A 21,932-nucleotide genomic window follows, 5' to 3' on the forward strand; every position below is an offset into this window, starting at 1 on the left:
CTTGAGTTTCCTTTTTTGATAAATAAAAACCTCACAATTTTGTGAGGTTTTTATTTTTTAAAGTGTCATTAAATCCACTTTTGTAAAACTTTAAATAAAATTTTCTTAGAAATAGGCTTTGTTAAATAGTCTTTACAACCAAGGTTAAAACATTTTTCTTTTTCATCATGCATTGCGTATGCACTTTGCATAATTATTTTTACATCAGGGTTAATTTCAATTATTTTTTTTGTAGCATCAAAACCATTCATTTCTGGCATGCTTATATCCATTAAAACAAGATCTATCTTTTTGTTTTTTTGATATTCTTCTACGGCTAACTTACCATTTACTGCAAAAACTATATTTGCATCAGTCTCTTTAAAGAATAAAGAATATAATAATCTTACAATTTTATCATCTTCTGCAATTAAAATGGTTTTATTATTTAAAAAAGAATTGTCGTCTTTAGTTAGTTTCTTTTTTATTTTTTCTTCTCTTTCTTTCTTTGTTTCAATTATTTCTAAAGGAATGGTAAATTTAAAAGTAGTACCTTCTTTAAAGATAGATTCTACAGAGATATCTCCTCCCATTTTTTGTAAGATTCCTTTACAAATAGACAAACCTAAACCTGTTCCTCCATATTTTGCAGTGTCGTTATAATTTACTTGTTTAAAACGATGGAAAATTTCTTTTAATTTATTTTTAGGGATTCCCATTCCTTCATCTTTTACGAAGAAATGCAATTCATCATCTACAATATTAAATCCAAAATAGATTTCTCCTTTTTCAGAGAATTTTAAAGAATTATTTAAAAGATTGGTAATTACCTGCCTAAGCCTGTGTGTGTCTGTAGAAATAATTAATCCTTTTGCTTCTTCTGGAGTAAAAGATTTTACAGTTATTTCTGGTTTGTTTTTTGTGATTTTTAATTGATTGGTATTAATTTCTATATGCTTAATCAACTCATAAATATCACAATTTTGTTGCGAAATTTTTAATTCGTTAGCTTCAATTTTAGCGATATCTATAATATCATCAATTAAATTTAAAAGTTGTTTAGAGTTTCCGTCAATAATATCAATATAACTTCCTCTTTCTTGTTGAGTAATATTATTTTCTTTTAATAACTCAGAAAAACCTATAATTCCGTTAATAGGAGTCCTTATTTCATGACTCATATTTGCTAAGAAGTAATTCTTATGAATATTTGCATTTTCTGCTTTTTGCTTTGCTTTAACTAATTCGGCTTCAATTTTTTTATAATCTGTAATATCTTGTGATGCTCCTCTTAAAGCAATTATTTGACCATCTTCATTTTTAACAACTTCTCCTCTTGCCCAAAGCCAACCTATTATTTTTTTACCCTCAACAATTTCTAATTCTATTTCATAAGGTTTTCCCGTCTTTTCTATATCTTTTAATACTTTAGTAAGTTTACTATAGGTTTTGGGGCTAAATAATTTTTCTTGTTCCTCTAGGTTAGGGGGTTGTTGATCTGGACTTACTTTAAAAGTTTTGTACAATTCTTCTGTCCAAGTAACATCTCCTGTTTTTAGGTCTAAATACCAGCTACCAACATTTGTTAAACTTTGTACTCTTTTAAGCTCTCTTTCACTAAGTTCTAAAGCTTCTTCTTTTTTCTTGATATCTGTTATGTCGGCAAAAGTTGCTCCAAATTCTCCTTTTCTAGGAGAGAAAATTCTAACGATAAAATGTTTGTCTAATGATTTAGAGTAAGTTTCTATAAGGTGTTCTTTACCCGTTAAGGCAGTTTCTCCATAAATCTCAACCCAATTAAGAGTTGTGTTATCTTTAAAAGTTTGAAAGTTTTCTAGAAAAGGTTTCCCTAATAAGTCTTCTTCGTTTATTTTAATCTGTTTTTCAAAAGATGGGTTTACCGATAAGTATTCCCAATCAATAGGTTTTCCAGAATCATCAATTATTATTTTAGCATGTGCAAAACCTTCATTTAAGTTTTCAAATAAATTATGATATCTTAATTCTGTATTTTTTAGTTGTATTTCTGTATTCTTTAATTGTGTTATTTCTACAAAAGTTATGATAACACCATCTATTTTTTTATCAATAGTTATAAAAGGACTAATTCTAGATAAGTAATAGTTACCATCATTATCTATTATTTCTTTTTCTACAGGTGTTAATTTTAAAAGAACGTCTTTAGAATTGTTTATTATAGATAGCCTAATTTCTTCATTAAAATTAGAAGCAAAACTTTCTATAGGTCTTCCAATATCTGTATACTTTAAATTAAAATGTTTCTGTATTGCCGGTGTGTACTTTCTAATGTATAATTCTCTATCTAAAAATAATGTACCAATATCTGTATTGTCTAATAGATTTGTTACATCATTATTTAAGTTTACTAGCTGTTTGTTTTTTTCTTGTAATTCTGCATTTACAGTATATAATTCTTCATTTACAGATTGTAATTCTTCATTAGTACTTTGTAGCTCTTCATTAGAAGCCATTAATTCTTCGTTAGAAGATTGTAATTCTTCATTACTAGTTTCTAGTTCTTCAACTACATTCTGTAATTCTGTTTTTGTTGCTTTAAGTTCATCTTCAATTTCTTCTATTCTTTGTTTAGATATTTTATCAATAGGTACGTTTTCTATAATAACTTGGTCGTCAGTCTTTTTTTCTTCTCCAAATTGTAATAAATAAACGTCACTTAAAGCTTCATGTTTTTCAGGTTTATGAAGATGTAAATCAAAAGAAAAATTACCGCTTTTAGTTTGGCTAAGAATATCTTTAACAATTATATCTTTCTTCTCTTCTTCTAACCTATTAACTGCAGTTCTAATTATAGAAGACAGATCATGGCCAACAACTTTTAAAAGATTGTTTTCAAAAATTCCTTCTGTATGTACTAATTTTTTACCAGCATCTCCTTTAATATAAATGATGTTGTAATTTTTATCAAAGAATATTGATGAAGGACTGTATTTTTTACTTAGATATTTGTGAAAAACATTTTCTGGATTCTCTTTAAATTTATAAACAGGTGGATTTTCTAATTTTTGTGGAGGATTATTATATAATATTGATGGAATTCTTCCTGCAGAATTTTCTTGTATAGGAATATGTTTGGTGTCTGCTGTGTTTTGATATATTTTCCATTTGGTATCTATTGTTTTAAAAAACCTAGAAACTTCACCCAAAGATTCGCTATTTCCTAAAAATAGGTATCCAAATTTATTTAATGCAAATTGAAAGTTATACATTACTTTCTTCTGCACTTTGTTGTCTAAATAAATAAGTAGATTTCTACAAGAAATTAAATCCATTCTAATAAATGGAGGTGATTTTATTAAATTATGACTAGAGAAAACAATCTTTTCTCTTATTCTTTTTATAATTTGTAATTTATCTCCAGTTTTAGTAAAATACTTGTCTAAGTAGATACTATCTAATTCATTTATAACATTAATATGAAAAGCACCTGCGCTAGCAGCAGTAATTGCCCTTGGATCTATATCTGAAGCAAATATTTTAAAATTTATGTTTAGTTTTAAAGAGCGTATATGATTATCTAAAAGCATTGCAATAGAGTATACTTCTTCTCCTGAAGAACACCCAGGAACCCAAACACGAATAGTTTCTGAACTTTTTTTACGAGAACAAATTTCAGGTATTACTTTATTTTGTAGTGTTTGAAAAGCTTCTGTATCTCTAAAAAACCTTGTTACTCCTATTAAAAAATCTTCTTTTAGTGACTCTTTTTCTTTTTCGTTATTTTTTAAAAAGGTTAAATAGTTGTATAGTTCATCAATATTATTGATGTTCATACGTTTTTCAAGCCTTCTTAAAAGTGTGTTTTTTTTATATTCTCTAAAATCAATGTCAGAATACTTATGAACTTCTTGTAGTATTTTGGTAATTAAAATCTCATTAGATTCTGGTGTAGGAAACTCTGCATCTATAATTAAAGGAGGGTTTAATAAGCTATTAAACCTTTGAGCAATATCTTTTGGGTTTAATACAAAATCTACTAATCTTGTTGCAATAGAAGAGTTTGGCATACCATCAAACTGAGCTGTTATTGGGTCTTGTACAAAAATAACACCACCACCTTCTTTAATGGTTTTTATACCTCTAGAACCATCAGAACCAGTTCCTGATAAAATAACACCAATAGATTTTTCTTTATATTCTTCTCCTAATGTGTGGAAAAAAATATCTATTGGTAAGTTTAAGTTATGCTTAGGACCTTTGTCTAACAAGTATAATTCTCTCCCTTTAATATGTAAATTTTTATTTCGTTGATTTAGGTATATGCAATTTGGTTGTATGGTTAATTTATCTTCAGCAGTAAAAATTTTCATTTTTGTATGCTTTGCCAATAATTCTGGCATTAGACTTTTAAAGTCTGGTGATAAATGTTGAATAACAACAAATGCCATTCCTGTATTTTCTGGTACATTATCAAATAATTGCTGAATTGCATCTAATCCACCTGCAGATGCACCTATTGCAACAACATATAATTCAGGGTTTTTGTTTTCCATTTGTTCTTAGAGATATTAACAAAAATAGGGAAAAAAGATTTATAAAATATAAAAGCCATCTATTGTATAGATGGCTTTTAATTATTATATGTAAGAAAAATAGAAGTTATCCTAAAGTAACTCTTTTAAAAGTTGAAACTTCAACATCACCATAAGTTGTAACATATTGTGCTACGTTTTTCTTTTCATCTTTAATAAAAGCTTGGTCTAAAAGACACTGCTCCATATCTAAAGTAGTGTTGTCAGAAATAAATCTTTCCATTTTACCTGGTAAAATTCTATCCCAGATTTTTTCTGGTTTACCTTCTGCAGCTAATTCAGCTTTTGCAGCTTCTTGGGCTTTTGCTAACACTTCATCAGATAATTGAGACATAGAAATAAATTGAGGTACATTTTTTAATGTTTTACCTAATCTACCTAATTCAATATTATCTTTTTCGATAACTGCAATTCTAGCTTCAGTTTCTGCAGCTACATAAGCAGGATCAAAATCTTTGTAAGATAAAGTTGTTGCTCCCATAGAAGCAACTTGCATTGCTACATCTTTTGCTAGAGTTTCTGCATTATCTACAACTGCAGATAAACCAACTAAAGCAGCAATTTTACCAATGTGAGTATAAGCACCTACATAAGCAGCTTCTACTTTTTCGAAAGCAGTTATTTCTAACTTTTCACCAATAACACCAGTTTGTTCAACTAATTTATCAGCAACAGACATACCACCAAAATCAGCAGCTAAAAAAGATTCTTTGTCTGCATAGTTTAACGCGATGTCAGCAAACTGACCACCTAAAGCTACGAAAGATTCGTTTTTACCAACAAAATCAGTTTCACAAGCTAAAACGATTGCTACACCAGCAGTTTTATCGTCGTTAATTCTTGTTACTGCAACGCCTTCTGTAGATTCTCTATCAGCTCTTTTTGCAGCAATTTTCTGACCTTTTTTACGTAAAATATCAATTGCCTTATCAAAATCTGCACCTGCTTCAACTAATGCCTTTTTACAGTCCATCATTCCAGCTCCAGTAGCTTCTCTTAATTTTTTAACATCAGCAGCACTTATCTTTACTGTTTCCATGTTACTTGTTTTTTATTGATTAGAATTATTTTGTTTCTTCAGTAACTTCTGCTTTAGGAGCTTCCTTTTTAGGAGCGTCTTTAGCTTCTTTTACTTTTTCTTTATCTGCTTTTCTATCTGATAAACCTTCTGCAATTGCATCAGTTACATAAGATAAAACTTTATCAATAGATTTAGAAGCATCATCATTTGCTGGTATTACATAATCTACTAATCTAGGATCAGAGTTAGTATCTACCATTGCAAAAATAGGAATGTTTAATTTTTGAGCTTCTGCTACAGCAATGTGTTCTTTTTTGATATCAACTACAAATAATGCACCTGGTAAACGAGTCATATCAGAAATAGAACCTAAGTTTTTTTCTAATTTTTCTCTTTGACGGTTAATTTGTAATTTTTCTCTTTTTGATAACGCATCAAAAGAACCATCTTGCTTCATTCTATCAATCTGAGCCATTTTTTTAACGGCTTTTCTAATAGTTACAAAGTTAGTTAACATACCACCTGGCCATCTTTCTGTGATGTAAGGCATGTTCACTGCTTTAGATTTTTCTGCAACAATATCTTTTGCTTGTTTTTTTGTAGCAACAAATAAAATTTTACGTCCAGAGTTTGCAATCTTTTTTAAAGCTTCTGAAGTTTCTTCTATTTTAGCTGCAGTTTTATACAAATCGATGATGTGTACACCATTACGTTCTGTATAAACATAAGGAGCCATGTTTGGATTCCACTTTCTTGTTAAGTGTCCAAAATGTACTCCGTTTTCTAATAATTCTTGAATGTTTACGTTTGCCATTTTTAAAATGTGTTTACTTTCTGTTTTTGAAATCAATAGTTAGGTAGTCTTTAGAGTCCTAACTATTTAGATACTAAACTGTTTAATATTAAATATTTGTAATAATAACAGTTCTCGATATAATAAAGTGCAGAAAAAATTCTGCATAATATTAACGTTTCGAGAATTGGAATTTTTTACGTGCTTTCTTCTGACCGAATTTCTTACGTTCAACCATTCTAGGGTCACGAGTTAATAAACCTTCTGGTTTTAATACTAGTCTGTGCTCTTCGTTAATAGAAACTAAAGCTCTAGTAATTGCTAAACGGATAGCTTCTGCTTGTCCTGTTACACCACCACCGTAAACATTAACTTTGATATCGTAAGATTCTAAGTTTTCTGTTAACATTAAAGGTTGTTGAACTTTATATTGTAAAGTTCCTGTTGTAAAGTAATTTTTGTATTCTTTACCGTTTACTGTAATATTACCAGTACCTTCAGAAAGATAAATACGAGCAACAGCAGTTTTTCTTCTACCAATTTTATGAACTGTATCCATTATTTTAAATCGTTAAGGTTAATAGCTTTAGGTTCTTGACCTGCTTGTTTGTGCTCTGTACCTGCATATACATACAAGTTTCTATATAAAGCGCTACCTAAAGTGTTTTTTGGTAACATCCCTTTTACTGCTTTTTCGATTAATCTTGTAGGATCTTTCTCAAACATTTCTGTTGCAGTTAACGATCTTTGTCCTCCTGGATAACCTGTGTGACGAATGTAAGATTTATCTCTCCATTTGTTACCAGTTAATACAATTTTGTCTGCGTTGATGATAACCACGTTATCTCCACAATCTACGTGAGGAGTAAAATTTGGTTTGTATTTACCTCTAATTAGCTTTGCTACTTTAGAAGCTAGACGACCCAACGTTTGCCCGTCTGCATCAACTAAAACCCACTCCTTGTTAACGGTAGCGCTGTTTGCTGATACTGTTTTGTAACTTAATGTGTTCATAATTACACTATTAGTTTTTGTTTATTAATAATTATTTTTTTCCTTAAAAAAGGAGTGCAAATGTAGTTCTTTTTATTTGATTGACAAATAGTGTGTTAGAATTATTTTTTAATCTTTAAAAGATTGATTTACAGTATAGAAAAAAACGTTAAAAAATTTGATGCTTTTATATTGATATGTCCATAAAAGTAAGAGTAGGGTAGTGGGTGATAATATTATAAGAAGCGGCTGTACCAACTATCTTCTATTGGAGTTTCCCAGTAGCTTTCAAAATCTAGTTTTGTTGTAATTAGGTTGTCAAAAATGATAGTTTTACCAGTAAGAGCTTTGTTTTTTAATAATTTTTTAAAATCTTTTAATTCTTTATATTGTACAAATTCTCCCTGTTTAAAACAAACATTCATTTTGTCTAAAAGCTGTACATTATATTCTTCTTGCAATTTTAGGATAAAAGAAATAGAGGCATCAATATCTAACATAGATAAAGAAGTTTCTGCATCATCAGCAACAAAAACAATAAATCTATTATATAAAAACTGGTAAGATGCTTTAAAATTTTCATCTTCTGGTTTCCAGTTTTCTGTAAATTTTTTTATTTTTTCTTCTAACTCTTCAATTTCATTGGCATAAAATTTTCTGCTAGAAGGGTAAATCCAAACTTTAGCATCATCGGGTATAGAAGCGTAATCTACAAGCATAATTATCTAAATTAATAACTGCAAATATACAGAAAAGAAAAACCGCAAATTAATAAATTTATTTGCGGTTTTTAAAACTATATTTTAATGAACTAAGCTTCTATTATAGAAGGTTTTTTTAGCAGCTTTATAAAATCTTCTTGTACATTTTCACCTTTGTTTTTATTGTACCAAACTTGTAAATCTTGTTTAAACTGTGCATCTACAGATCCGTTTGCTGCTTTATAATCAGCTACCATTTGAGTTGCTGTAGTTGGTCTTGGTCCCCAAGTATTAATTACATTATTATCTTTATCTAAAGCGATAAGTTTAGGAATTGCTTTGTTTCCATTAGTTAAAAATAAGTCCATTAATTCTTCATTGTCATCTCTAATTACCATTTTTAGATCAATGGCAGAACTTGTTTCTGCAATCTTGTTAATAACGGGTAGGTTTTGTGCAGCATCACCACACCAGCTTTCTGTAATTATTAACCAAGTTTGTGGTTCTTTAATAGAGCTAACTTCTGTAATTGTTTCTTCAGAAATTTTAATTGTTTTATCTAAACGCTTCATTCTTTTATCATTTAACAAACTGTAATTTGTTAAGGCATCAGACTGAGCGCTTCCTGTAGATTTATTTTCTGATAATAGATTACTAACTAAATTTCTATATTCTTGATATGTATATGATTTTTGTAGACTTTTTTCGATTACTTTTTTCATCACTAAATTATTATTTTAAACAAAGATATTTTTATTGATTAAATTGTACAGTAACCTTTGTTACATTTTGTATTTATTTTTAATCAACTATATAGACGTATTAAAAAATAAAATCTTACATCATGTGTTTTTATGTTTTTTCAAATAAAATGTAAGAGTAATTTTCTTTGTTTGTTACAATTTTCTTAAATGATTAAATAGAGTTGTTAAAATGTGTACTTTTACATCAATAATTTATAGTTTGTGAAACAAATAATTTACTTATTACTGTCTGTGTTTTTATTTTCTTGTGGTAATGGCAAGAAAGAAAATATAGATACACCTGTAGAAAAACCAAAGTTGAGTATTGCTAAACAGCATAATAGTTTAGTAAAGGTAAAACCTGAGTTTGAAAAAGAAATTGAAAGCTGGAAAGATTTAAGACCGGCTCTGGGTTTTATAGAGAAATTTGAGCATGTATCACCCAATGAGGCTTTAAGTAATGCTTTAGAATTAAGAAATTTAGTTTTAAGTTTAAAGGACAGTATAAAGCCACAAGTTTTTGATATTCCTTCTTTTGATGCTAGAATTAATGTTTTGTATAATGAAACTTTAAGGTTAGCAGACTTAACTTTAATACCAGCAATTACAGCAAAAGACGTTAATTTACAAGTAGATAAAACATTAGATGCTTTTTCTTCTGTAAATTCTAAAATAAACACAATTTTATCTAAGAAGCAATTTGTAGAAGAAATAGATGTAGATATTGATTTTATTGGGATTGATTCCACTAAAATGGATAGTGTTTCTATAAAATCTATCAATCTTAGAAAAAAGAAAGAACTTCTTAAGGTTGATAAAAAAAACAAATAAGCATGAAAAACTTCTTCTTCTTTTTATTAATGTCAACCTCTTTTTTAAATTATGGTCAGCATAAAGAAAATACAAAAAAATCAATAAAAGAAGATGTAACTACAGTTTTAGATAATTGGCATAAAGCAGCATCAGAAGCTAATTTTGATAATTATTTTAATTTGATGGACAAAGTTTCTGTGTTTATAGGTACGGATGCATCAGAAAATTGGAATAGAAAACAATTTGAAGCCTATAGTAAACCTCATTTTGATAAAGGAAAAGCTTGGAGTTTTACAGCTTTAGAACGCAATATTTATATAAGTGATAATGCAGGTTTTGTTTGGTTTGATGAGCTTTTAAATACCCAAATGGGAACTTGTAGAGGCTCTGGGGTTTTAGAAAAAAAAGGTAATACCTGGAAAATTAAACATTATGTTTTGTCGGTAACAATACCTAATTCTGATATGGGTAAAGTAATTGAAGTAAAAAAGAAAAACGACGATTTGTTTTTAAAACAATTTCAAAATTAAATTAGAAAGCTGTTTTCTGCTTTTGTTACTCCCTTTTTTATGTTTCGCTAGGTATCTTCATGAAATATACTTTTTTATGAAAGCCAATCTTAAAAAGAAGTCAAACAAGTACTTAATTAGTCTAACCTTATTTGTTAGCTTTTAGAAGTTTATATAATAGATCTTAATTTTATAAGAGAAAATTTTATTTTTCTTCAGAAACAACTTCGTTTACAGTTTTAAAAATTAAATTATTTTCAAAACCTTTACGCATTAAAAAATCAATTAACTTTTTCTTTCTTTTAAAAGTATTCGATTCAGAAATTACGTTATTTCTATTTTCTGTAATTCTGTAAATTGTTTCTAAATATTCGTTTTCATCAATTTCTTTTAAAGCAGTTTTAATATTATAGGTAGATATATCTCTAAATTTTAATTCTCTAATAATACGTTGTTTTCCCCAGTTTTTAATCCGGAATTTTCCGCGGGCAAAACTCTTAGCAAAACGCTCTTCATTTAAAAAGTTGTCTTTCATCAAACTTAATAAAATCATTTCTCTAGCTTCGGGTATCAAGTTGAATTCTCGCATTTTTTGCTCTACTTCTTTATGACAACGATCTTGATAAACACAATAGTTTTCTAACTTTCGTTTTAGTTCATCAACAGTAAAAGACTTCTTTTTTATCATTTTGTCGAAAATACAAAAAGGGATAAAACTATATGAGTTTCATCCCTTTTTTTATAAAAATATTTTATAGACTACTTATGGAATTAGCTCTGTTTTAGCTGTTTTTCTTTTTAACCACATTTTAAATTGTGTAATTAAGAAGAATAAAATAGGTACCACAATTAAAGTTAAAAAAGTAGCAATTAACAATCCATAAATAACTGTCCAAGCTAAAGGCCCCCAGAAGACTACGTTATCTCCACCAAAATAAATGTGAGGATTGTATTCTGTAAATAAAGTAAAGAAGTTAATATTTAAACCAATTGCTAAAGGTATTAAACCTAATATAGTAGTAATTGCAGTTAATAAAACAGGTCTTAAACGTGCTCTACCAGCTCTTACAATTGCTTCAAATAAATCGTTTTTTTCTAAATATTCATCTTCACCTAGATCTAATTCATCTTTCTTTCGGTCAATTAATAATTGTGCATAATCTAGTAATACTACTCCGTTATTTACAACAATACCAGCAAGAGAAATAATACCCATCATAGTCATCATAATAACAAAAGAGCTACCAGAGATAACAATTCCGCCAAATACACCAATAAAGCTTAAGAAAATAGCTATCATAATAATAGTTGGTTTAGAAACTGAGTTAAATTGGAAAATTAGAATAAAGAAAATTAATGCCAAACCACTAAAGAAAGCACCTACTAAGAATGCCATTTGTTTATTCTGTTCTTCAATTTGACCAGTATAATCAATCTTTACGCCTTCTGGTAAGTCTTTAAAGTTTTTCATTTCTGCTTGTATTTTATTTACAACAGCTGCAGCATCTGTTTCTCCTGGTGCTAAAGCAGAATATACAGTAACAATTCTTCTAAGGTCTACATGCTTAATAGCGCTAAAACTAGAACTATTACTTTGTGTTGCCACTGTAGAAACAGGAATTTCTTTTATTTGACCAGATGCCATATCTCTAAAAATAATATTCTGATTAAATAATGCACTCGTATTATATCTGTCTTCTTTATTAAAACGAACGTAAATATCATAATCTTCTCCGTTTTCTTTAAAAACACCTGCTTTAGTACCAAAGATTGATGATCTTAATTGTTGTCCAACCTGACCAGAAGAAACCCCTAGTTCACCTGCTTTTTTTCTATCAACCAAAACCTCCATACCTGGTTTGTCTTTGTTAACATCAATCTTTAATTCATCAATACCAGCAATGCTTTTTGTATTGATAAAATCTCTCATTCTTTGAGCAGTAAGAATCAATTCTTCATAATCATCACCTTCAATTTCTATATTAATTGGAGATCCAACTGGTGGTCCGTTTACATCTTTTTCTACAGAGATTAAAACTCCAGGGTAAATACCAACTAAACCAGCTTGTACTTTTTGGCGCATTAATTCACTATCTAAGCCTCTTCTGTATTTATATTCTCTCATAGAAGCGGTAACCTTACCTTTATGAGGCATTTCAGCAGAAGACCCACCATCAGTTTGAGGGTTTCCAGCACCTTCACCTACTTGAGAGACTAAACTTTCTACCATAAAGTTGTAGTCTCCATCCATATACTCATCACTATATAAAACGTCTTCTACTTTCTTTTCGATAAGTTTGGTAATTTCATTTGTTTTTTGAATATCAGTTCCTTCTGGATATTCTATATAGACAATAATTTGGTTTGGTTTATTATCAGGAAAGAATTCTACACTTGTTCTTTGTGTACTTAAAGACCAACCAAAAGCTATAAAAGATGCAATTAGTAAAATAAAAGTTAATACCACTAAAAAGTATGGTTTTTTACCAGATAAAGAACTTCTTAACCTGATTTCGTACCAACCTTCTAGTTTAGGTAAAACTTTGTTTTGAAAGTTGTTAGACCATCCTCTTAAAAGTAGTCTATACACCCAAAGCATTACTGCGGTAAAAATCATTAATGCACCAAGAGCGCTATAAGTACCACCAGTTAATAATGTAATAATTCCAAAAAGTGTCATTATACCTGTTAAAACAGCAATTTTCTTAATTGGCATATCTACATCTTCTACACTCATAAATTGAGAAACCAACACAGAGTTAAAGAAAATAGCTACTAATAAAGAAGAACCTAAAACGGTAGATAACGTTATAGGTAATAATACCATAAAATCTCCCATAATTCCTGGCCAAAGACCTAAAGGAATAAATGCAGCTACTGTTGTTGCTGTAGAAATGATAATAGGAAAAGCAATTTCGCTAATTCCCTTTTTGGCAGCTTCTACTCGGTTCATGCCTTCTTCATCCATTAAACGATATACGTTTTCTACAACTACAATTCCGTTATCTACTAACATTCCGAGTCCCATAATTAATCCGAAAAGAATCATGGTATTCATCGTATAACCTAACATGTTTAATATCATTAAAGACATAAACATAGACATTGGTATTGCAAACCCAACAAAAACAGCATTTTTAAATCCTAAGAAAAACATTAAAACAGTTACTACCAAAATAACTCCAAAAATAATGTTGTTTACTAAGTCGTCTACTTGACCAATTGTTTTGTCTGATTGATCGTTTGTAATGGTAACTTTTAAATCTTTAGGAAAATAATTTTCTGTAGCTTCATCTACAATTACCTTAATTTGTTCTGATGCGGCAACCATGTTTTCTCCAGCACGTTTTTTAACATCTAGCATTACAACAGGTTCACCTCTTTCTCTAGCAAATGTTGTTTTGTCTTTGTCTTTAAAAGAAACAGTTGCAACGTCTTTTAAGTAGATAGGATTGTTGTTTTCAGATTTTACAACAAAATTTTCTAAATCGTTAGGTTGATCTATTTCGCCAATAATTCTAACAGTTCTCCTTTGTCCGCTTGTAATAAAATTACCTGCAGACATTGTTACGTTACCACCATTAATAGCATTTGTTATATCACTAAAACTAACTTTAGCGGCCATCATTTTATAAATGTCTACAGCAACTTCAACCTCTTTTTCTTGAGCACCTCTAATATCTGCTTGCTTAATTTCTGATAAATCTTCTATTTCATCTTGTAAATACTCTGCAAACTCTTTTAATTTATAAATAGGGTAATCACCAGAAATATTAATATTTAAAATGGCAACCTCTTCTGATAAACTTAAATCGAACACATTTGGTTCTATTTTTGCATCATTAAAGGTAGGCCAATCTTCACTAGAAGTTTCTGTAGAAATTTCATCTTTAACTTTTTGTTTTGCAAGTTCTACAGAAATGTTTTCATCAAATTCAACAATAACAATAGAGTAATCTTCTTGCGATGTTGAGGTAACTTCTACAACATTACTAACTGTTTTTACTTGATCTTCTATGGGGTCTGTAATCAGTTTTTCTATATCTTCTGCTGTGTTACCAGGATAAGCAGTACTAATGTATATTTTAGTTTCTTTTACCTCTGGGAAATTCTCTCTAGCCATGGTTAAATACGCAGAAATACCATAGAAAAATAACACAGCCATTATTACATAAATGGTTGTTTTATTATGAATTGCCCAAGACGATAGTTTAAACTCTTTATCTACTTGTTTTTTTTGTTTTGTCATCATTAACTGTTTTATTTATTGATAACTTTTACTGTCTGTCCGTTATTTACACTACGAGCACCTTCTTGAATAATTTCTGTACCAACTGGTAAATTTTCTAAAACTTCTATATAGTTTCCTTGTGTTTTACCTGTTTTAATAATTACTCTTTCTGCAACAGCCTCGTTATTTGCATTTTTATCTTTAATTGCGTAAACAAATTGTTCTCCGTTTGCATTTTCCGAGATAATACTTTGTGGAATTAAAATAGCTTTATCTTCTGTATAATCGTTAATTTGAAGTTTAGCTGTTAAGTTTGGTTTTACATTACCGCTTTCATTGGCAACAGGCACTTCTACTTTAAAAGATCTGTTATTTGGGTTGATAAAACTACCTACTTGTCTTACTTTACTTTCTACAACTGTATTAAGAACAGGGAATTCTACTTTAACTTCTTTGTCTTTTTGGATACTAGCAATATATCTTTCTGGCACTTCTGCTTCAATATACATGTTGTTAAGGTTTACAATTCTAAAAATTTCTGAACCTATACCTGGCGCAACAACACTACCAGCTTCTTTTATAACATCATCTATAACACCAGAAAAAGGAGCTCTAATTGATGATTTTGCTTGCTGACTTTTAAGTTGTTTTAAAGTGTTTTCTTGTGCTTCGAAATTTGTTTTAGTTTGTAAGTATTGAATTTCTGAACCAATTTTTTGTTCCCATAAACGTTTTTGACGCTCGTAAGTTGTTTTAGCTAATTGTGTTGTCGCTTCTAATTGCGCAACTTGATTGCTTAAACCACCATCATCAATAGTTGCTAATATTTGTCCTTTAGAAACTTTTTGTCCTTCTTTTACATAAACAGTTTTTAAAATACCTGCCATTTCTGGGTAAATTAAAATGTTCTGTTTTGTTTTTACGCTTCCTTGTATTTCTAAATAATGCTTAAAAACTTCTTCTTTTGCTAAAAAAGTAGTTATTAAAGGAAGTTTTTTAACGCTATCTTTCTTTGAAATAGCTGTATTTATAGCCTCTAAATCTTCATTTATTTCTTCTAAATTAGCTGTAATCTCATTTTTTTTAGCTTTTAGTTCCGATAAAGTTCCTGTTGCTATTAAATCTTCTACAGATGTTGAATTTTTCTCTCCACAAGAGATAAAAACAATTGTAATTACTAATAGTGAATATATTTTTCTCATTGCTTGTTGGTTATTTGATTGGTAAGTTTAATGCGTTTTCTAGGGTTGCTTTTTTTGCAATTACATTTAACATAGATTGAATGTAATTTTGTTGTTGTGAGTATAATTGATTTTGTGCTTGCAGTAAATCGAAACTAGAAGAAATTCCTTCAAAAAACTTAATACGTTGTTTTTTTTCTATTCTTTCTGCTAAACCTACATTTTTCTTTGCAGTATTATAATCTTCTATACTTAATTGGTATTCGCTTTTAGCTTGTTCTGCTAATAAGGTTAAACGTTGTTTAGTTTCTTCTAATCTTATATCTGCTGTTTCTAACTCAATTTTAGCCTGTTTGGTTCTAGAACTTCTTCCTAAACTACTAAAAATTGGGATATTTAAATTTACGCCTAATAAAGAAGAACCAAAATAATTTTGATCACTGTCCAAAAAAGTAAAAGATTCTGAATAAGCATTGTATCCGTAGTTTACATATGCAGATAAAGTTGGTAGCGCTTTACTTTGTTCTAGTTTAACTAATAATCTTTTAGATTCTCTATCATTTTCTGCAATCTTAAAATCTATATGATCGTTATATTTAAAATCTTCAGAAATTAAACCTAAATCAATATTCATTTCTGTTAAAGAATCTAAAGAATCCGTTAAAGTAAGTTTTGTACCTACAGAGTTACCAAGAGAAAGATTTAGCATTTTATATGCAATATCTTTTAATCTTAAAACACTGTTTAATTGACTTTTTAAATTACCTAAAGTAATTTCTAATTGCTCTACATCTTCTTCTTCATTTAAACCATTTTCATAGATTTTTTTAGCATCATCATAATTTTTCTGAAGAATTTTAATGTTACCTTCTAAAATAGAAATACTGTTTTCTGAAACTAAAACGTTACCATATGCATTAATTACCGCTTCTCTAGTAACTAATTGTGTTTTTTCATCTGCTTGTTTAGATATTTTTAGGTAAGTTTTAGAGGCTTGTAGTCCCACTAAATAAGAGCCATCAAACAAAAGCTGGTTTAGAGTTACAGTACCACTAGCACTTTGCTTTGTACTAAAATTAACTTCAGCAAATTCTCCTGCTGTTCCCCCAAAAAGTTCTGCAGGTATTAAAGTTATTTGTTGTTTCAACCAATTTTGGTAACCAACAGCTGCACTGATTTGAGGTAAACCAGTTGCTGTAGTTTCCCAAACTTTTTGTTTAGCACCCAAAATATCATTTTTAGACGCTTTTGTATTATAGCTATTTTCAATAGCATAATTTATAGCTTCTTTTAAAGATAAGTTCATTGATTTTTCTTGAGCACTGGCAATCAAGAAAAAACAAATACTTATGCATGTTAAAATTGTTTTTTTCATTGGTTCTATTTCTGTTTTAGTTGATTTTCTAATTGTTCTAATCCTTTTTCTGTGCAAATACCTCTTAAATGATACTCTAAATAATAGTTCATTAAAGTGTTCATAGAATAGTTATTTAAAGGAAAAAGTTCTTTGTCTTTAATGGTTGTCATTCCATTAAAATAAATTCTAGAAATAAATTCTACATCTAAATTTTTTCTGTATAACCCTTGTTCTATGCCATCATTTAAATTTTGAATTACACAAACCTGCATAATTTCGAATTGTTTTTTTTTGATGGATGCAAAAATCTTAGGGTAATATTTTTGTAATTGATATTGTGGAGATGATTTTTCGTCTTTTAAATTAGACATAATAAACCTTTTAATATCAAAAATCTCTTCAATAGGATTCTTTTTTACACTGCAAATTTGGTTAATACCTAAACTTATATTGTTAAAAATATGTTCAGTTACAGAAGTTACAAGTGCTGTTTTGTTATTAAAATATTTATAAATAGTCTTTTTAGATACGCCAAGAGCACTGGCTATTTCATCCATAGTTACACTCTTAAAACCAAAGTTTAAAAAGAGTTCGTTAGATTTTTCTATTATTTTTTCTTTCATAATTCGGTTGCAAATATATATAAGGAAACTTTAGAAACAAAAAAAGTTTCCAAAGTTTTAATTATTTTTTAACATTAAGATTAAAAAGAAGAATTTCTTTACATTATTTTTACAAAAAAATACAGATTTGAACATTTTACACTATCAACAAGAATTTTTGGCATATCTAGAGTCTAAACAATGGGTTAGAGAACCTAAAAATTTATATGAACCTATAGATTATATTTTACAGTTAGGAGGTAAAAGAATTCGTCCGGTTTTAACATTAATGGCAGCAGATATATTTTCCTCTAATTATAAGAAAGCAATGCCAGCAGCGTTGGCAGTAGAAGTTTTTCATAATTTTACATTGGTGCATGATGATATTATGGATGATGCGCCATTAAGAAGAGGAAAGCAAACAGTACATGAAAAGTGGGATATTAATACAGGTATTCTTTCTGGTGATGCAATGTTGATATTAGCTTATCAATATTTTGAAAATTATGAGTCTGCAGTTTTTCAGAAACTAGCCAAATTATTTGGTAAAACGGCTTTAGAAGTTTGTGATGGACAACAATTAGATGTAGATTTTGAAACTAGAAATGATGTTTCTATAGATGAGTATATTAATATGATTCGTTTAAAAACATCTGTTTTGGTAGCAGCTGCATTAAAAATGGGAGCAATTGTAGCTGAAACAAATGAAGAAAATGCCAATTTAATTTACGATTTCGGATTAAATTTAGGTTTGGCTTTTCAGTTACAAGATGATTATTTAGATACTTTTGGTGATCCAGAAACTTTTGGAAAGCAAATAGGAGGTGATATCATTGAAAATAAGAAAACATTTCTTTACCTAAAAGCTTTAGAAGTTGCTAATGAGTCTGATAAGAATAAATTAAGGTTTTTTTACCAACGAAAGTTAGAAGACAATTCTATAAAGATTGCGGAAGTAACAAGAATATTTGAGATAAACGACATACCTGTTTTAATAAAAGAACAAATTAAAGATTATACAGATATTGCTTTTAAAACTTTATCTGCAATGAGTATAACTGAAGATAGTAAAGAAAACTTAAAGAATTTTGGTCTTTGGTTAATGAATAGGTCGGTTTAAAAAAAAAGAATTTTTTTGTTTTAATAATGTAATAAAAAGTGTTACATTTGCAGCCGAATTATTTCGGTCCCATAGCTCAGTTGGTTAGAGCACCTGACTCATAATCAGGTGGTCCTTGGTTCGAGCCCAAGTGGGACCACTTTAAAACCTCATAATCATTTGATTATGAGGTTTTTAATTTTATAAGGGGGTTGAATAGGGGGTGTGGTTTTAGCTTTTAAATTTAAGACTATATGTACCAAAATATTTTATTGATTTTAGAGTTACACTTAGTTCACTTACGATATGATTTAATTTAATGAGTTAAGATATAGGAGAAAAACTCTCTCTCCGTAATATCAGTTGATAATCAGTTAGTTGTGAGCTTTACATCCAATATTACACCCAATTCTAATAGAATTTGGTGTTTTTTTGTAACAAAAAATAAAGTGAAATTATTCCGTTTCTTGTATTATTTCAACACCTATTACCTTTCGACTTATATATGGTTTTGTCTAGATTTAAATTTTTTGGAATAGCAGCATAAAGTGATAATTGGTTAAAATTGTGGTTTTAATTAGTAAATGTAATTACTAATTTGGCTTTACCATACCAGCTTGTGGCTAACGTTGTTGTGTAAGGAAAGTTGCGTGGTTTAAGCAATAAATTTAGTAAATAAAACACGAACCAAGAAAATCCGAGAGGATTTTCGTAAGTAGGCTTTTACTAGCAATTTTTTTTACACGGTGTTAGCCACTGATTATTTTACGAATTTAATTAATTCAGTTTGATATTTTGGTGAGTATAAAATAAATTCAGTTTCACTTATAGTTTTAAAGATTTTAATCATAGAAAAATTTTTCGGATTTTTATTTTCATTTAATACTATTTCATTAAATTTTGATATTGAAATATTTGGATTTTTCTCAACTTCTTTCAATATTTTTTGAGACATAAATTTTGTAATTCTTACAGTTTGAAAGTTTTCTTTATTAGCAAAAGTGTCATTGTTTTTTTTAAGTTTATTAAATTCAAAAATTGGATATGGTTCAATCATTTTTCCTTTTTTTGTTAAATTAATAACTTTAGAAGAAATATCGGATTTACATAAATTTTCAATAAATATTTGATTATTAAAAATACTGATTAATTTAAATTTACAGTTATTTAATGTAAATACTTCTCCGATATTGTTTTTGTTTAATTTGATTATATCGTAACCAATTAGAAACTTGAAACTATAATTTAGTTTTCCTGTAAATTTATTATAATAATTTTCTTTTACAGAGTCGTTTTTAATTTTAGTACTAAAATTAACTTTATTTGGGGTAAAGTTAATGCTGCTACTTTGGCTTAAATTGATAGGATTGTTGTCTATATCAAATAGTTCATTTGATTCTAATTTAATTTTAAGGTCTTCAAATTTCAAGCTTTTAACTGATTTAGGTAATTCAATATTTAAATTCAACACAATATCATCAAAAACTGACTTTTCAATTATTATTTCTTTTTTTATTTTCGATATAAAGTTTTTTATTTTTTTTTCATTAAAAGTTGATTTAAAATAGTCAGTTTCTTTAAACTCAACTGTTTGGTATGCGTAATCAACGTCTTTAAGTAAAAAATCATATAAGTAATTTACTTGTTCAGAGAAATTATTCAATTCTTGATTTACATTTTTTTCCTTTTTCCCATTACAACCAAAAATTGTAAAAATTAAAATTGAAAGTGTTAAATATTTTATATTCATTAGGTTTTTTTATAATTTGTGGCTAACGTTTATGTATAAGAATAGTTGCGGGTTTGTATGCGAGGATTTTCCGAAGGAAAATCAGATGTAGCAAACACGCAACGACCTTTGTTTTAGCACTAAACCGCAATTTTTTTTATACTTTGTTGGTAACAGTTTTTTATTTATTGTAATAATACTTCGTAATCGATTGTAATTTTCCGTCATAAAAAGTCCTTTTTTCAGTAGGAAATACTAATTCGTTGTATTCATAAGTATTCGAAATTTTATCGCCTAAAGACAATAAGTTACCTCTTCCATATAATTCATAGCCAATTAATGATTTGTCAAAAATTAAATCGTTAATACTGTTTTTTTTGTCATAAGTCTTATCAGTTTTTGAATTGTTTACGTTTTTTAAATTCAAAAACTTGCCGTCCCCGTCTAAAGTCATTATTTCTTTTTTTACAGTTGGATTGTCGGATGAACTTTTGGTTACAATTTTTATTTCATTTTTTTTATAAGTGAATTCCTTTGTTGCAGTCTTGGTCATAGTAAGGGTAGAGTCATTTTTATTTTTGACCATTCTTTCTATGGTTAAACTTCTTAGATACCCTTTATCGTTATATTCAAATATTTTATTACCGTTTAAAGAGGGGTTTGAGTTTAAATAGGAAATTTTGGATAATCTTCCCATTTGGTATTGATATGTTTCTTTAAATTCATATTCTTTTGAAGAATGAACAATCTGTCTTAACTTTCCATTGGAATTATAGTCAAATTTTATTTTGCTTTTATAGTCCTTATTATTTGGACGAGTTATCACCGCTTCGATTATTTTATAATCTTTAGGAATATTTATATTTGAGTTATCTTTTTTACAAGAAAAAATCAATATTGGTACAAAAAATAATAGTATTTTTTTCATTTATTGAGTAGTTGCTGAAATTGTTACCAACTTAGTTGTGTAAGGAAAGTTGCGTTTAAAAACGCTTAAACTTTCCGAAATTTAAAGATAATAAATAAAGAAAGAAGAAACAAAATGATAACAATAATTAGCAATTTTTTTTACACGGTGTTGGCTACCGTTTTTTATTCCTATAATAATTTTTTTATTATAAATTCCCATATACCAATCAAACCTATAATTGAACCAATAACCAAAGAAGCTATTTCAATCCAAGACTTTTTACTTGGTTCTTTTTCTGTTTTATTAACTGTTTTTTGTTTAACAAAACTTTTATCTAAAAGAGAATCTTGAATGAAAGTTCCGTTAAAATTCCCATTAAATATATTTTCAGTTATGTTTTTATCTCCTTTTTCAATTTTATCTAAAAGTAAAATTCCGTTTATTTCAATTTTTGCTTTTAATTCGTTGTTTTCTTTATTAGATAAAGTAACCCCAAAGAAAAAATATGGAGATATGAAAGATATGTATTTTTCAGGTTCTTCCGCTAAAGAATGTAATTTACTTTCAAGTAATTTTCTGTCTACAATTAAGTTTGTTACATTAATGAAATCTCCATTATCATTATCTTTTAAATGTTTTAGTATTTTGTATTCTAAAGTATTTTTCATTCCTTTTGAGTGTGATTGGTAATGGTTGCCAA

The 21,932-nt window shown here is 28.4% G+C and carries 18 protein-coding genes and 1 tRNA gene; 4 read left to right on the forward strand and 15 right to left on the reverse strand.

All coding sequences use genetic code 11. From position 1 onward, the window contains the following. Positions 1-68 precede the first annotated feature (68 nt). The 7 genes from ACJJVY_RS16510 to ACJJVY_RS16540 form a co-directional block, all read right to left on the reverse strand. On the reverse strand, positions 69-4,511 hold the full coding sequence (locus ACJJVY_RS16510) for a chemotaxis protein CheB (RefSeq protein WP_405611442.1): 4,443 nt from the start codon (positions 4,509-4,511) through the stop codon (positions 69-71). 106 nt (positions 4,512-4,617) lie between these two features. Further along, complete coding sequence (gene tsf, locus ACJJVY_RS16515; RefSeq protein ID WP_405611445.1) at positions 4,618-5,589, reverse strand: translation elongation factor Ts; 972 nt, start codon at positions 5,587-5,589, stop codon at positions 4,618-4,620. 25 nt (positions 5,590-5,614) lie between these two features. Next, the gene (gene rpsB / locus ACJJVY_RS16520) at positions 5,615-6,385 is read right to left on the reverse strand and encodes a 30S ribosomal protein S2 (protein ID WP_405611448.1); all 771 of its coding nucleotides are present in this window, start codon (positions 6,383-6,385) and stop codon (positions 5,615-5,617) included. A 151-nt stretch (positions 6,386-6,536) separates the two neighbouring features. Continuing rightward, the gene (gene rpsI, locus ACJJVY_RS16525; protein ID WP_405611451.1) at positions 6,537-6,923 is read right to left on the reverse strand and encodes a 30S ribosomal protein S9; all 387 of its coding nucleotides are present in this window, start codon (positions 6,921-6,923) and stop codon (positions 6,537-6,539) included. Then, positions 6,923-7,378 (reverse strand): 50S ribosomal protein L13, encoded by a 456-nt coding sequence (gene rplM / locus ACJJVY_RS16530; RefSeq protein WP_405611454.1) that lies wholly within the window; start codon positions 7,376-7,378, stop codon positions 6,923-6,925. The genes rpsI and rplM overlap by 1 nt, the downstream gene beginning before the upstream one ends. A 215-nt stretch (positions 7,379-7,593) precedes the next feature. Continuing rightward, positions 7,594-8,076: an ABC transporter ATPase gene (locus ACJJVY_RS16535; protein ID WP_405611457.1), complete on the reverse strand. Its 483-nt coding sequence runs from the start codon at positions 8,074-8,076 to the stop codon at positions 7,594-7,596. A 92-nt stretch (positions 8,077-8,168) separates the two neighbouring features. Continuing rightward, positions 8,169-8,780 carry a thioredoxin family protein gene (locus tag ACJJVY_RS16540; RefSeq protein ID WP_405611460.1) on the reverse strand — a complete coding sequence of 204 codons (612 nt, stop codon included), beginning with the start codon at positions 8,778-8,780 and terminating at the stop codon, positions 8,169-8,171. A 243-nt stretch (positions 8,781-9,023) separates the two neighbouring features. Here ACJJVY_RS16540 and ACJJVY_RS16545 point away from each other — a divergent pair, with 243 nt between their 5' ends. Then, positions 9,024-9,632 carry a hypothetical protein gene (locus tag ACJJVY_RS16545; protein ID WP_405611463.1) on the forward strand — a complete coding sequence of 203 codons (609 nt, stop codon included), beginning with the start codon at positions 9,024-9,026 and terminating at the stop codon, positions 9,630-9,632. A gap of 2 nt (positions 9,633-9,634) precedes the next feature. Continuing rightward, complete coding sequence (locus ACJJVY_RS16550; RefSeq protein ID WP_405611466.1) at positions 9,635-10,144, forward strand: nuclear transport factor 2 family protein; 510 nt, start codon at positions 9,635-9,637, stop codon at positions 10,142-10,144. A 184-nt stretch (positions 10,145-10,328) separates the two neighbouring features. On the opposite strand, the gene ACJJVY_RS16555 is transcribed toward ACJJVY_RS16550, so the two are convergent. From ACJJVY_RS16555 to ACJJVY_RS16575, 5 genes are all read right to left on the reverse strand, one after another. Then, positions 10,329-10,811: a regulatory protein RecX gene (locus ACJJVY_RS16555; RefSeq protein ID WP_405611468.1), complete on the reverse strand. Its 483-nt coding sequence runs from the start codon at positions 10,809-10,811 to the stop codon at positions 10,329-10,331. A 75-nt stretch (positions 10,812-10,886) separates the two neighbouring features. Beyond that, positions 10,887-14,372, reverse strand: coding sequence for an efflux RND transporter permease subunit (locus tag ACJJVY_RS16560; protein WP_405611471.1), 3,486 nt, complete (start codon positions 14,370-14,372; stop codon positions 10,887-10,889). Between the two features lie 11 nt (positions 14,373-14,383). Beyond that, positions 14,384-15,556, reverse strand: coding sequence for an efflux RND transporter periplasmic adaptor subunit (locus ACJJVY_RS16565; RefSeq protein WP_405611474.1), 1,173 nt, complete (start codon positions 15,554-15,556; stop codon positions 14,384-14,386). 10 nt (positions 15,557-15,566) lie between these two features. Continuing rightward, positions 15,567-16,910 (reverse strand): TolC family protein, encoded by a 1,344-nt coding sequence (locus ACJJVY_RS16570; RefSeq protein WP_405611477.1) that lies wholly within the window; start codon positions 16,908-16,910, stop codon positions 15,567-15,569. Between the two features lie 5 nt (positions 16,911-16,915). Beyond that, positions 16,916-17,515, reverse strand: coding sequence for a TetR/AcrR family transcriptional regulator (locus ACJJVY_RS16575; RefSeq protein WP_405611480.1), 600 nt, complete (start codon positions 17,513-17,515; stop codon positions 16,916-16,918). Positions 17,516-17,642: 127 nt separating this feature from the next. Here ACJJVY_RS16575 and ACJJVY_RS16580 point away from each other — a divergent pair, with 127 nt between their 5' ends. Further along, entirely contained in the window at positions 17,643-18,614 is a 972-nt protein-coding gene (locus ACJJVY_RS16580; RefSeq protein WP_405611483.1) for a polyprenyl synthetase family protein, read from the forward strand. 65 nt (positions 18,615-18,679) lie between these two features. Then, positions 18,680-18,753 (forward strand) — tRNA-Ile (locus tag ACJJVY_RS16585). Between the two features lie 600 nt (positions 18,754-19,353). Here ACJJVY_RS16585 and ACJJVY_RS16590 read toward each other — a convergent pair. From ACJJVY_RS16590 to ACJJVY_RS16600, 3 genes are all read right to left on the reverse strand, one after another. Then, positions 19,354-20,343: a hypothetical protein gene (locus ACJJVY_RS16590; RefSeq protein WP_405611486.1), complete on the reverse strand. Its 990-nt coding sequence runs from the start codon at positions 20,341-20,343 to the stop codon at positions 19,354-19,356. 160 nt (positions 20,344-20,503) lie between these two features. Next, positions 20,504-21,250, reverse strand: a complete 747-nt coding sequence (locus ACJJVY_RS16595) for a hypothetical protein (RefSeq protein WP_405611489.1) — start codon at positions 21,248-21,250, stop codon at positions 20,504-20,506. A gap of 170 nt (positions 21,251-21,420) precedes the next feature. Continuing rightward, a complete protein-coding gene (locus ACJJVY_RS16600; protein ID WP_405611492.1) occupies positions 21,421-21,900 on the reverse strand; it encodes a hypothetical protein in 480 nt (159 codons plus the stop codon). Between the last annotated feature and the right edge of the window lie 32 nt (positions 21,901-21,932).

Origin of the sequence: Polaribacter sp. Asnod1-A03, assembly GCF_045063585.1 — a bacterium.
In the GTDB taxonomy this organism is placed as follows: domain Bacteria; phylum Bacteroidota; class Bacteroidia; order Flavobacteriales; family Flavobacteriaceae; genus Polaribacter.